The organism is Simplicispira suum (genome assembly GCF_003008595.1).
Lineage (GTDB): Bacteria > Pseudomonadota > Gammaproteobacteria > Burkholderiales > Burkholderiaceae_C > Simplicispira > Simplicispira suum.
Window position 1 is genome coordinate 664,353 of sequence record NZ_CP027669.1, and the last position, 12,105, is coordinate 676,457.

Sequence of the window (12,105 nt, forward strand, 5' to 3'; positions counted from 1 at the left end):
TTCAGCGGCGGCGCCGGTCGGCGGGACGCTCTTCGTAGTAGCGCGCCTTTTCCGCATACATGGCCTGGTCGGCGCGGTGCAGCGCCGCCTCCACCTGGTCTCCGCTACTGCAACTGGCCACGCCAATGGCCAGACTAAGCGACTGGCCGGAATAGAACTGGTTGTTCAACTCCACCAGTGAAAGAATGCGCTCGGTCAGCGCCATTGCGCCACGCTCGTCCGTTCCCGGAAGCAAAATGGTGAATTCATCGCCCCCGATGCGCGCAGCGCAGGCCGAGGCGTCGACTGCTTTGGCCAGCACCTCACCCACACGGCGCAGCAGGGCGTCGCCTGCTGCATGGCCCTCATCGTCGTTGACGCTCTTGAGGCCATTGAGATCGATGGTCACCACGCTGAGCGGCCACGGACCCTTGCGCGTGATGCGGTTGAGTTCTTCAACAAAGAACGCACGGTTGCGCAGTTGCGTCAGCACGTCGTGCTTGCCCAGGTACTCAAGGTAGGCCTCGGCCTTCTTGCGCGCCGTGATGTCCACCAGCGACAGCAGGACCAAGCCCCAGTCGTCGCGGTGGCCGTCAAGCACCGAAAACTGCATGTGGATATGGACAGCGTCTCCGGACAGCGCGTAGTTCACCACTTCGCGCTGCTGAACCAATTTGCCGTCCCACAAGTCCTGCAATTGCTCGGCAAAGGACTCCTCCATCTCACCCCGGAAGATGCGGGGAATGTTGTTCAGCAAGACTTCTTTGCTCGCAGCGCCAAACATCTGCAAGGTCTGTTGGTTGACGTCGATGACGCGTATTTCCTGCATGCAGCGCGAAACGAACTCCGCGTGGACTTTGAGAAAGGTTTTGAAATCGCGTATGCCCTGGGCACGCACGTCATCGAGCAAGCGCTTGACGGCGCTGAAATCTTCAACCCAAAGGGAAACGGGCGAATGATCGAACAGATCGCGGGCGTAGCGCTCGCTGCGCTGCAGGTGCCGCGTGGATTGAGTTTGCGCCGTCACGTCTTCCAAGGACACCAAGACCCGGCTCCAGGTGTGCTCGTGCCCGGGCAGGATGCGGGCGTGCACCAACACATCAAGGCGCCGGCCATCAAGGGCGTAGTTCACCGTCTGGTTGTCAAAACCGAGCGCACCGGCCCACAGTTGGTCTAACTCGTCGGCCACGCGGGTGTGCATGTCATCGCGGAAAACGCGATCGAGCTGCGAGAACAGCTCGTCGGAGCTGGTGGCAGCAAACAATGTCAGCGTGCGCTGGTTGGCGCGCAGCACTTTGAGGCTGGCCGTGCATTGGCGCACCCGGTCAGCGTCGGCCTCCAAATGGGCGCGCAGGTCGGTTACGCCTTCGGCACGCCAAGTATCGAAAAGTTGTTTCAACGCACTGAAATCTTCCAGCCAGAGTGACACCGGTGCCAGCTCGAACATGTGCTCGAAATCGGTGTCGGAAGTGGGGGCAGACTGCACCATAAAAGCTCCTCTTCTGCGCATTATTGACGGGTTCAAGCGCGCTTTGCCCCGTTACAGCGACAAAAGGCCGACTCCTTGCGGAGCCGGCCTTCAGCTTCGATGCGTGACGCGATCAGCGTGCGGGACGCGCGGGTCGCTTGCGCGCGTCGTGCGGGGTGAACGACTTGCCGCCCGGCGCACCGGGCTTGGCAAACGCCGGTTTGCGGGGGGCGAAATCGCCACGTGGCGCAGCGCCATCGCCGCGCGCTCCGGCATAACCGCCGCGCCCGGCATCACCAAAACCTGGCTTGCGGCCAAAGCCATCGGCGTCGCGGCGCGGCGCGAAGGAACGTCCATCGGGCGCACCCTGTACCCGCTGGCGGTCATTGAAACCGCCACGGCCGTCGCTGCGCGATGCGCCGGCATAGCCGCGATCACGCGACGGCTGCTCACGGCCACCACGGTCGCTGAAATTGCCTTGCGCAGGACGGGTCGACGGAAAGCGCTGCGTGGGTTCGAGGCCAGGAATCACTTCCGCCTTGAGCTGCTGGCGCGTATAGCCTTCAATATCGAAGATTTTTCGGCGATCGCGGAATTCGGCAAAGGTAATGGCCAGACCGTCGCGCCCGGCACGGCCGGTACGGCCAATGCGGTGGGTGTAGTCCTCTGCCTTCATGGGAAGACCGAAGTTGAAGACGTGGGTGACGGTGGGCACGTCAATACCACGCGCTGCAACGTCGGTGGCCACCAAAATCTGCACCTGGCCCTGGCGCAGCGCCATGAGACGCCGGTTGCGCAGGCCCTGGCTGAGCGCTCCATGCAGTGCCACAGCGCTGAAACCTTCTTGCTGCAGGTCGGCAGCCAGGCCGTCGCACTCGATTTGGGTGCTGGCAAACACAATCGCCTGGTTGATCGTGGTGTCGCGCAGCCAGTGGTCGAGCATCTTGCGCTTGTGCTGCAGGTTGTCTGCCCAGTACAGGATCTGCTTGATGTTCGAATGCTTTTCCTGGGGCGAATCGATCTGGATTTTCTGCACCGAAGAGCCGCTGTCGTGCATCACGCGCAGGGCAAGCTGCTGAATACGCGGCGCAAAGGTGGCGCTGAACATCATGGTCTGCTTGCGCTGGCTGGTGAGCTGGTTGATCTCGGCGAGATCGTCCGAGAAGCCCAGGTCGAGCATGCGGTCGGCTTCGTCCACCACCAGAAACTGCACCTGGTCGAGCTTGATCTGCATGGAGCGCTGCAAGTCAAGCAGGCGGCCGGGCGTGGCCACCACGAGATCGGCATTCTGCAGTTTGGCAATCTGCAACTGGTAGGGCATGCCGCCGACCACGTTGGCCACGCGCAGGCCTCGGGCATGCTTGACGAGGTCGATGGCGTCGTGCGCCACCTGCTGGGCGAGCTCGCGCGTCGGGCAGACGATGAGCGCGCCTGGCACGGCTGGCTTGAAATTGCGGTTGTTGGTCGGGTCCTTGCGCTTGGCACGCTTCGGGGGCGCCTCACCGCGCGCAATCGCCTCGGCAGCGGCGCGCTCGTACTCGGCGCGCGCCTGTTCGGCCGCCTCGGCCTGCTGGCGCAGCAAGGTGTTGAGCACCGGAAGCAGGAACGCCGCCGTCTTGCCGCTGCCCGTCTGGCTGGAGACCATCAGGTCAATGTAGCGCCCCCCCTGCGCGTTCGCGCCCATGGCCAGCGGAATGCACTTGAGTTGCACAGCGGTGGGCTGGGTGTAGCCCAGATCGGCAACGGCTTGCACAAGCTCAGGAGCCAAGCCCAGCTCAACAAAGCCGTTCGGCTCGGAGGTGGTTTCGGCAGCGGCCTCAACGTTGTTCACAACTTCGTCAGCGTGTGCGACGGGCGTGGAAAAGGATTCGGCAGGCGCAAAGTCGCCCTGCACTTCAAAAGTGTCGGTCATAGTTTTCTCTCACGAAAGCGACCGGAAGCGGGAGCTCCGGGCGGTCTCATTGACGGTTAAAAAACATCAACCATCAAACGAAACCTGCAGCGGCGTCGCGCTGCTGCGGCTGGGTATTCATCGCAAGGACTGTCTGGACCAAATTGGCCAGACCCGTTGCGGACCCGGTGTGTGAAGGGAGATGCACAAACTTGCAGCGCTGGTGCGGTGCAAGCCTGCGATTATGTCACGGATTCGGGTTTTCCCGCAAGCGCATCCGCAGCGAAGAGTTGTGCGCGGTAGTGCGCCAACTCATCGATCGACTCGTTCACATCGGCCAGCGCCGTGTGCTTCTGCGCTTTCTTGAAGCTGCTGTATGCGGCGGGCTTCCAGCGCTTTGCCAGTTCCTTCAGCGTACTGACGTCCACATTCCGATAGTGCAAAAATGCTTCCAGCTTGGGCATGTAGCGGGCCAGAAAGCGCCGGTCCTGCCCAATGCTGTTGCCGCACAAGGGCACCGCTCCCTTGGGGGCGTAGCGCTTGACAAATTCCAGCACCTGCGCTTCGGCCTGTGCCTCGGTCAGCGTGGAAGCGCGGACTTTTTCAATCAAACCGCTGCGCCCGTGTGTGCCCTTGTTCCAGGCGTCCATGGCGCCCAGCAACTCGTCGCTCTGGTGGACCACCAGCACCGGCCCTTCGATGCGCGGCGTGAGCTGCGGCCCGGTGACGATGACGGCAATTTCAATAATGCGTTCTTTCTCGGGATCCAGGCCAGTCATCTCGCAGTCGAGCCAGACAAGGTTTTGATCGGAACGGGCCAGCTGAGCGGGCGTAGATTCAGGGGTTTCGGACATGCGTGAATTGTCGCGCAAGGCACCTCCACTCGCAGCGCCCGCGCTTACCCTAAACTTCGCCGACATGCCCGATACCGCTTCCTTCGCTTTCACCCCGTCGCTGCTGCTGACGCTGGCTTTCGCCCTGGCACTGACCGCCGGGTTCGTGCTCAAGCTGTGGCTGGCCGGGCGCCAGCTGCGCCAGGTCGCCCTGGGGCGAGCGGCCGTCCCGACCGCCTTTGCCGATCACATTGCGCTGCCCGCGCACCAAAAGGCCGCCGACTACACGCGCGCCAAGCTGCGCTTTGGCATGCTGGAAGCGGCTCTGGGCGCTGTGGTCTTGCTGGGTTGGACCTTGCTGGGTGGCCTGGACGCGCTGAATCAGGCGCTGCTCTGGGCGCTGGGCGCTGGCATGGGGCAGCAGCTGGCGCTGCTCGCCGCTTTTGCCCTCATCAGCGGGCTCATCGACTTGCCGGGCACGCTGTACCAGACCTTTGTGCTCGAGCAGCGCTTTGGCTTCAACCAGACCACGCCGCGCTTGTGGCTCGGTGATCTGTTGAAATCCACGCTGCTCGGCGCGCTTATCGGCTTGCCGCTGGCAGCAGCCATCCTGGCGTTGATGGCGTCGGCTGGCCAGCTGTGGTGGCTCTGGGCCTGGGCGCTGTGGACAGGGTTCAATCTGCTGTTGATGTGGGTGTATCCCACCTTCATTGCCCCGTTTTTCAACAAGTTCGTGCCGCTGCAAGACGAAGCGCTGGCGGCGCGGGTGCAGGCGCTGATGCAGCGCTGCGGATTTGCAGCCAAAGGCCTTTTCGTGATGGATGGCAGCCGCCGAAGCGCCCACGCCAACGCCTATTTCACCGGCTTCGGCAGCGCCAAACGCGTGGTGTTTTTCGACACCCTGCTGCGCCAGCTCTCACCCGAAGAAGTGGAAGCCGTGCTGGCGCACGAGCTGGGGCATTTTCACCACCGACACATCACCAAGCGCATGGCCGCCATGTTTGCCCTCAGTCTTGCCGGCTTCGCCCTGCTGGGCTGGCTCTCCACGCAAGTGTGGTTCTACACCGGCCTGGGCGTACAACCGGGCCTTGTGGGCCTGGTCCCCGGCGCCGCCGCACCGCCCAATGATGCGCTGGCCCTGCTGCTGTTCCTGCTGGCCGTCCCGGTCTTCACCGTGTTCCTCTCGCCGCTGTTTGCGCAGATGTCGCGCGCCCACGAGTTTCAGGCCGACGCCTATGCCGTGGCGCAGACCGGAAGCGGCTCCCTGGCCTCTGCCTTGCTCAAGCTCTACGAAGACAATGCATCCACGCTCACGCCCGATCCGGTGTACGTGAAGTTCTATTACTCGCATCCGCCGGCCGTAGAGCGCTTGGCGCGCATGCACGCAGGAGCAGCCGCATGACACAAGATTTGAAGCAAAAAGACTGGTCCACGCAGACACGGCGTGCGCTGTCAGCTACAGAAATAGTAGCTGCATTGGCCCAACGGGAGGGCTGGCGATTGCAAGGCGACGGCGCCGAAGTGGCCATCGAGAAGACCTACCGCTTTGCCAACTACTACCAGACCATGGCCTTCGTGAATGCGCTGGCCTTCGTGGCCCACGCGCAGGACCACCACCCCGACCTCTCGGTGCACTACGACCGCTGTGTCGTGCGGCTCAACACGCACGACGTGGGTGGCATATCCAGCACCGACTTTGACTGCGCCAGCCGCTTCGACGCTCTGCTCACATGAACTGGCACCCACGCCATGGCTGAAGCCTTGCGCCAAGGCCTGGTGGTTGCCAGCCACGGGCGGCACTGTGTCGTGGAAACGCAGGACGGCGAGCGCCGCATCTGCCACCCTCGGGGCAAACGCAGCCAGTCTGTGGTGGGCGACAGGGTAGCGTGGCTGCCAGCGGCCGCCGGTCAGGGCAACGAGGGCACCATCGAGAAGGTAGAAGAGAGGCGCAACCTCTTCTACCGCCAGGACGAAATCCGCACCAAATCGTTTGCTGCCAACCTCGACCAGATCCTGATCCTGCTGGCTGCCGAGCCGGTCTTCTCGGAAATGCAGCTGGCCCGCGCGCTGATCGCTGCGCAAGCCGCCGGAATTGCGCCGCTGATTGCCCTCAACAAAAGCGATTTGCCCGAACCGTTCGAGCGCGCCTGGCAGCGCCTGCAGCCCTACCGGGACATCGGCGAAGGCAGGCACTACCCGGTGCTGCCGCTGTCGCTCGCGCAAGCGCCCGAAGACGCCCGGAGCGCCCTGATCCCGCTGCTGGCGGGCAAAACCACGTTGGTGCTCGGCCCATCGGGCGTCGGAAAAAGTACCTTGGTGAACCTGCTGGTGCCGGGCGCGGCGGTGCTCACGGCCGAAATTTCCCAGGCCCTCAACTCGGGCCGCCACACCACCACCAGCACCGCGCTGTATTGGCTGGATGGGCAGCGCGATACGGCCGTGATCGACTCGCCCGGTTTCCAGGAATTTGGCCTGCACCACATCACGCCCATGGATCTCGCGCGCTGCATGCCCGACATCGCAGCGCACGCCTCGCATTGCAAGTTCTACAACTGCACGCACCTGCACGAGCCCGGTTGCGGAGTGATTTCTGCACTAAAAATGGGCCCTAGCGCAGATGGGATAAGCGCTATTCGCTATTCTATTTATAGCGATCTATTCAAAAAGCTGGGCCAGACGCGCTACTGAGCGGCTACGGGGAATCCAGGCTCCGAGGAACTATTCAGCCGAGAAAGCGTGCCAGCGTCAGCAGCGCCAGCAGCAGCATCCACACCACCACCGAGCGCCAGACCAGACCCACCACGCTGCGCAAGTGCGCCAGCTCCGGCTCCCGGCCGGGCGTGCTGTCGCTGTCGCCCAGCTCGGCGTCCACCTCCAGGCCATCTCCCGCCTGCGCGCCGGGGCGCGATTTCAGCGCCTCACCGCCCAACCGCACATTGATGGCGCCCGAAGTGGCGGCCAGCAGCACACCGTCGTTGTCATTGGGAAAGCGCTGCGCATGAAAGCGCCAGCCGTCGATGGCCTCTTCAAAACTGCCGACGACAGCAAAGCACAGCGCAGTCAGACGCACCGGCAGCCAGTCAAGCACCGTCCAGGCCGCGGCCGAAGCGTGTTGCAAGGCCTCACTGGCGCGGGGCGCTGCGTCGGGGCCCGGCCGGCTCCAGTAGCGCGCGGCAAATTCACCCATTCGGTAGAGCACAGCGCCCGCCGGCCCCAGGCCCAGAGCCGCCAGCACCGAATACCAGGCCAGTACGCCAAACACGTGGCGGTGCGCCGCAAGCACCGAATACTCCAGCACATGGCGCACCAGTTCGCTGCGTGGCAGCTCGCCCACATCGACTTGCTGCCAGTGCGCCAGGGCCTCGCGCGCACCGCGCTCGTCGCCCAGGTCCAGCGCGTCGCGAATGCGCGTGAAATGGTGGCTGAACTGGCGAAAGCCGAGCGTGATGTAGAGCACCGCAATGTTCCACACCACCGCCAGCGGCCAGCCGACCGTGACCACCAGCAGCACATGGACGCCCGCCACCAGGCAGGCAGGCAAGGCCACCGCCAAAGCCCAGGCCACCCAGGCATGGTGGGGCTTACCGGCGTCAAAATTGCGGCTGACGGACAACGACCAGGCGCGCAGGCCGGCGTGCACCGGGTTGCGGCGCGAGAGCGGGCGCGCCTGCTCGATCAGCAAGGCCAGCAAGATGGCAAGGAAACTCATGGCAGGAATGATAGCGGCCTGCCGCAGGCGCTACCGCCATGCCCGGCAGCCACCCACCTTCAAGCCGCCAGAAAGCAGTAAAAATTGCGCAGCATGCCGGCCGTGGCACCCCAGATGAAGTGCTCGTAGCCGGCGGCGTCCCGGTACGGCATGGAATACCACTCGCGCCGGGCACCGCGAAACTCAAAAGCATGGCGGCGGTGGTGCGCCGGGTTGAGCAGAAAAGCCAGCGGCACCTCAAAGACGCGGGCCACCTCATAGGGGTTGGGGCGCAGCGCGCAGTCGGGCGCCACCAAGGCCACCACCGGCGAAACGATGAAGGACGATCCGGTCACGTACACCGGCAGCTCTCCCAGCACTTCGGCCCAGCACGGCTCCAACCCGACTTCCTCGTGCGCCTCGCGCAGCGCAGTGGCCGCCGGATTGGCATCGCCCTCATCGGCCTGGCCTCCAGGAAACGCAACCTGGCCCGAATGGGTGGACAGATGCAGCGTGCGCTCGGTCAGCAGCACGGTGGGCTCGGGCCGCTGCACCAGGGCGATCAGAACAGCCGCGCGGGCCGGTGCGCGCCCACTGAAGCTCAGCTCCGCAGCGATCTCGGGGCGCCAGACGGGGGGCGACGCAAAACGCGCACGCAGCGCCTCCGGTGTGGTGCGATCTGCTGCAATGGCGGGCAGATCGGTGTCGGTGGCAAGCACCGGAACCGTGCGCGGATCGAACTGCGGCAGCGTGAACGGTGCGATGGGTGGAGAGCCAGAGGGCATAAAAGCAAAAAAAGCCGCAACAGCGGAGCGCTGCAGCGGCTTTTGCGCGTGGGCGCAGGCGCCTTATTCGGCGGCTGCCACCGCCGCCGCTGGCGCCTTGCGGCGCGAAGGCAGCTTTTCCTTGATGCGCGCCGACTTGCCGCTGCGCTCGCGCAGGTAGTACAGCTTGGCACGGCGGACATCACCGCGGCGCTTCACTTCGATCTTGGCGATCAGCGGGCTGTAGGTCTGGAAGGTACGCTCGACGCCTTCACCGCTGGAGATCTTGCGTACGATGAAGTTGCTGTTGATGCCGCGGTTGCGCTTGGCAATGACCACGCCTTCGTAGGCCTGCATGCGCTTGCGGGTACCTTCAACCACGTTCACGCTGACGACGACGGTGTCGCCCGGTGCGAATACGGGAATGGTCTTGCCGAGGCGGGCGATTTCTTCCGCCTCGAGGGTCTGGATCAGATTCATGAATGCATCCTGCGATCGTGTCCGCGCCATGAATGGCAGTGTCGGGATTGACGGGGTGGCAGCGCCAAACAAATGGGCGCGCCGGCCGGGCAGAGGATCGAAAAGCCTGCCATTATAGCGTGTGCCCCGCTGCTGGGTTGAGCAGCAGCTCATCCGCCGGTTCGAGGAGCCCGGCGCTGCGGGCCTGCTCGATCAAATCGGGGCGATGGTGCGCGGTGAGCAGGACGCGCTGCTGGCGCCGCCACTGTTCGATGTGCGCGTGGTGACCAGAGAGCAGTTCAGCGGGAACGCCCTGCCCTTGCCAGACTTCGGGGCGCGTGTAGTGGGGGCAATCGAGCAAGCCATCGAGCGCCGGGTTGAAGCTGTCCTGTGCATGGCTCCCCGCATCGTGCAGCACGCCTGGCTGCAGCCGCGCCACTGCATCGAGCAGCGCCATGGCAGCGATCTCGCCGCCGGAGAGCACGAAATCTCCGAGACTGATCTGCACGTCGACATGGCGGTCGATGAAGCGCTGGTCAATCCCTTCGTAACGGCCGCACAGCAGCACGGCACCCTTGCCGTGTGCGCAGCGCTCCACGCGCGCATGATCGAGCCGGGCGCCCAATGGAGAGAACAGCACCAAAGGCGCCAGCTCCTGCGCAGGCTCGCCCCGGGCGGCGCGTACCGCCTCCAGGCAGCGTTCGAGCGGCGCCGCCATCATCACCATGCCGGGGCCGCCGCCAAAGGGCCGGTCGTCCACCCGCCGGTAGTTGCCCTCGGCAAAGTCGCGCGGATTCCACAAATGCACCGCCACCTGGCCCGACGCGTAGGCGCGGCGCGTGACACCGCTGCTCAGAAACGGCGCAAACAGCTCAGGAAACAGCGTGATGAGATCGAAGCGCATGCCAAGGATTGCCAAGATTGCTGCGGTGCAGGCACAAAGTCAGTAGTCGGGCTGCCAGTCCACCAAGATTCGCCGTCCAGCCAAGTCCACTTCGTCGACAAAGGCAGCGACAAACGGAATCATGCGCTCCATCAGTTTGCCCTCTACCACTTCGCCGTCCAGCACCAGCACGGTCTGGGGGCCAGTGGTGAGCAATTCGCGCACCGTGCCCAGCGCCACGCCTTCGCGGTTTTGCACTGCCAGCCCGATCAAATCCACCCAGTAATACTCGCCATCGCCTGCCTTGGGGAAACCCGAGCGCGGTACGAAGATGCGCGAGCCGCGCAGGGCTTCGGCCGCATTGCGGTCGTCGATGCCCTGAGCCCAGGCCACCACCGCGCCCGAGTGCTCGCGCGTCTGGCGCAAGTCCAAGACCACGGTTCCCTCAAAACTGCGCGCACCGCGTTCGGTCGGTTGCAGATACCAGCGTTTGGCGCCAAGCAGTGCGCCTGCATCGCTGCTGTAAGGCAGCACCTTGAACCAGCCCTTGACACCCCATGCGTCGGAGATGCGGCCGATCTCAATGGCGTCAGAGGGCAAGGCAGCTTGTTCGAGCGCAAGTGGAGCGGTCATAGAGAATGGGGTGTCAGAAATTGAAAAAGGCGGATTGCGTCAGCAAAACCGACGCAATCCGCCCTGTCAGGGGAGCCGGGTTCAGGCAGCCGTTTTAGCGGCCTGCTTGATCAGGCGGTCCACGGTGGGCGAGGACTGGGCGCCGACGCTCTTCCAGTAGGTCAGGCGATCTTGTGCAATGCGCAGACCTTCTTCGCTTTCCTTGGCCGTGGGGTTGTAGAAACCCAGGCGCTCGATGAAGCGGCCGTCGCGGCGCACGCGCTTGTCGGCAACGACGATGTTGAAGAAAGGACGGCCCTTGGAGCCGCCGCGGGAGAGTCGAATGACGACCATAATTTATCCTTCGGGTGGTGGGCCGGCGCGTTAACAACCCGTTAACAACCGAATCCCCTGGATTCGCAACGTAGAGACACGCGACATGGCCACCCGGCCAGCGACACGCTGCAAAGCCGCTAATTATATCTTTCTTTCATTTTTCTCCATGCCTCTTATTCGCCCCAGCCGCGATGGTGATCTCGACGCCATCACCGCCATCTATGCCCACCACGTGCTGCACGGGACCGGGACCTTTGAAATTGATCCGCCCAGTCGCAGCGACATGGCGGCTCGGCGCACCGAAGTGCTCTCGCGCAACCTGCCCTGGCTGGTGGCGGAGCAAGACGGCAAGGTCTTGGGTTTTGCTTACGCCAACTGGTTCAAGCCGCGCCCCGCCTATCGCTTTTCTGCCGAGGATTCGGTCTATGTTGCCGAGGCGGCGCGGGGCAGCGGCATCGGCCGGGCCCTGCTCCTGGCACTGATGGAGCAGGCCGAGGCCGCTGGCGTGCGCCAGTTGATGGCCGTCGTGGGTGATTCGGTCAATACCGGCTCGATCAAGCTGCATCAGTCCCTGGGCTTTGAGCACATTGGCCTGATGCGCTCGGTGGGCTGGAAGCACGGCGCCTGGCGCGACATCGTGCTCATGCAAAGGCCCCTGGGCAGCGGCGACGCCCAATCGCCCGAATAATGCCGCCATGAAAAACAAGACCCTTGCCGCCTGGCTGGCCTTTCTTGGCGGCCCCATCGGCCTGCACCGCTTCTACCTGCACGGGCTGCGCGATCCGCTGGGGTGGCTGCTGATCGTTCCCACCTCGCTGGGCGCGTATGGAATTGAGCGCGTGCAAAGCCTGGGCCAGGACGATGCGCTCAGCTGGGTTCTCATTCCGCTCCTGGGCTTCACCATCGCGGGCTGCGCGCTCACCGCCATCGTCTACGGCCTCTCATCGCCCGAGAAATGGAACGCACGCTTCAACCCGGGCGCTGCATCCGATGCACCGGCGGGCCGCACGCGCTGGAGCACGGTGTTTGCGCTGGCGACCTCGCTGCTGATTGGAACCACTGTGCTGATGGCCAGCCTGGCCTACAGCTTTCAGCATTATTTTGAATACCAGATCGACGAGGCGCACAAGATTTCACGCTGAGACAAATCACAGCAGACATTTTTAATAAAAATAGCCTCTAGCGCTTATGG

The 12,105-nt window shown here is 63.9% G+C and carries 14 protein-coding genes; 5 read left to right on the forward strand and 9 right to left on the reverse strand.

The genetic code is table 11. From position 1 onward, the window contains the following. Position 1: 1 nt before the first annotated feature. The 3 genes from C6571_RS03165 to orn form a co-directional block, all read right to left on the reverse strand. The gene (locus C6571_RS03165) at positions 2–1,468 is read right to left on the reverse strand and encodes a sensor domain-containing diguanylate cyclase (RefSeq protein ID WP_245901372.1); all 1,467 of its coding nucleotides are present in this window, start codon (positions 1,466–1,468) and stop codon (positions 2–4) included. A 112-nt stretch (positions 1,469–1,580) separates the two neighbouring features. Then, the gene (locus C6571_RS03170) at positions 1,581–3,359 is read right to left on the reverse strand and encodes a DEAD/DEAH box helicase (protein WP_106445403.1); all 1,779 of its coding nucleotides are present in this window, start codon (positions 3,357–3,359) and stop codon (positions 1,581–1,583) included. 221 nt (positions 3,360–3,580) lie between these two features. Further along, positions 3,581–4,192, reverse strand: coding sequence for an oligoribonuclease (orn, locus tag C6571_RS03175; protein ID WP_106445404.1), 612 nt, complete (start codon positions 4,190–4,192; stop codon positions 3,581–3,583). A 64-nt stretch (positions 4,193–4,256) separates the two neighbouring features. Here orn and C6571_RS03180 point away from each other — a divergent pair, with 64 nt between their 5' ends. From C6571_RS03180 to rsgA, 3 genes are read left to right on the forward strand one after another with little or no spacing between them, the layout of a single operon-like run. Next, positions 4,257–5,573 (forward strand): M48 family metallopeptidase, encoded by a 1,317-nt coding sequence (locus tag C6571_RS03180; RefSeq protein ID WP_106448014.1) that lies wholly within the window; start codon positions 4,257–4,259, stop codon positions 5,571–5,573. Next, positions 5,570–5,905 (forward strand): 4a-hydroxytetrahydrobiopterin dehydratase, encoded by a 336-nt coding sequence (locus C6571_RS03185; protein WP_106445405.1) that lies wholly within the window; start codon positions 5,570–5,572, stop codon positions 5,903–5,905. Before C6571_RS03180 ends, C6571_RS03185 begins: the two co-directional genes overlap by 4 nt. Before the next feature lie 15 nt (positions 5,906–5,920). Continuing rightward, complete coding sequence (gene rsgA, locus C6571_RS03190; RefSeq protein ID WP_106445406.1) at positions 5,921–6,859, forward strand: ribosome small subunit-dependent GTPase A; 939 nt, start codon at positions 5,921–5,923, stop codon at positions 6,857–6,859. 34 nt (positions 6,860–6,893) lie between these two features. Here rsgA and C6571_RS03195 read toward each other — a convergent pair whose 3' ends face one another. The 6 genes from C6571_RS03195 to rpsP form a co-directional block, all read right to left on the reverse strand. Then, positions 6,894–7,880, reverse strand: a complete 987-nt coding sequence (locus C6571_RS03195) for a CobD/CbiB family protein (protein ID WP_106445407.1) — start codon at positions 7,878–7,880, stop codon at positions 6,894–6,896. Between the two features lie 59 nt (positions 7,881–7,939). Then, positions 7,940–8,644, reverse strand: coding sequence for a CoA pyrophosphatase (locus tag C6571_RS03200; protein WP_106445408.1), 705 nt, complete (start codon positions 8,642–8,644; stop codon positions 7,940–7,942). A gap of 63 nt (positions 8,645–8,707) precedes the next feature. Beyond that, the gene (rplS, locus tag C6571_RS03205; protein ID WP_106445409.1) at positions 8,708–9,103 is read right to left on the reverse strand and encodes a 50S ribosomal protein L19; all 396 of its coding nucleotides are present in this window, start codon (positions 9,101–9,103) and stop codon (positions 8,708–8,710) included. A 112-nt stretch (positions 9,104–9,215) separates the two neighbouring features. Next, complete coding sequence (gene trmD, locus C6571_RS03210) at positions 9,216–9,986, reverse strand: tRNA (guanosine(37)-N1)-methyltransferase TrmD (RefSeq protein WP_106445410.1); 771 nt, start codon at positions 9,984–9,986, stop codon at positions 9,216–9,218. A gap of 39 nt (positions 9,987–10,025) precedes the next feature. Beyond that, positions 10,026–10,598, reverse strand: a complete 573-nt coding sequence (rimM, locus tag C6571_RS03215; RefSeq protein WP_106445411.1) for a ribosome maturation factor RimM — start codon at positions 10,596–10,598, stop codon at positions 10,026–10,028. A gap of 81 nt (positions 10,599–10,679) precedes the next feature. Then, positions 10,680–10,931, reverse strand: coding sequence for a 30S ribosomal protein S16 (gene rpsP / locus C6571_RS03220; protein ID WP_106445412.1), 252 nt, complete (start codon positions 10,929–10,931; stop codon positions 10,680–10,682). Between the two features lie 148 nt (positions 10,932–11,079). On the opposite strand from rpsP, the gene C6571_RS03225 reads away from it, so the two are divergent. Continuing rightward, positions 11,080–11,601, forward strand: coding sequence for a GNAT family N-acetyltransferase (locus C6571_RS03225; protein WP_106445413.1), 522 nt, complete (start codon positions 11,080–11,082; stop codon positions 11,599–11,601). A gap of 7 nt (positions 11,602–11,608) precedes the next feature. Continuing rightward, positions 11,609–12,055: a TM2 domain-containing protein gene (locus C6571_RS03230; RefSeq protein ID WP_106445414.1), complete on the forward strand. Its 447-nt coding sequence runs from the start codon at positions 11,609–11,611 to the stop codon at positions 12,053–12,055. Positions 12,056–12,105: the final 50 nt, after the last annotated feature.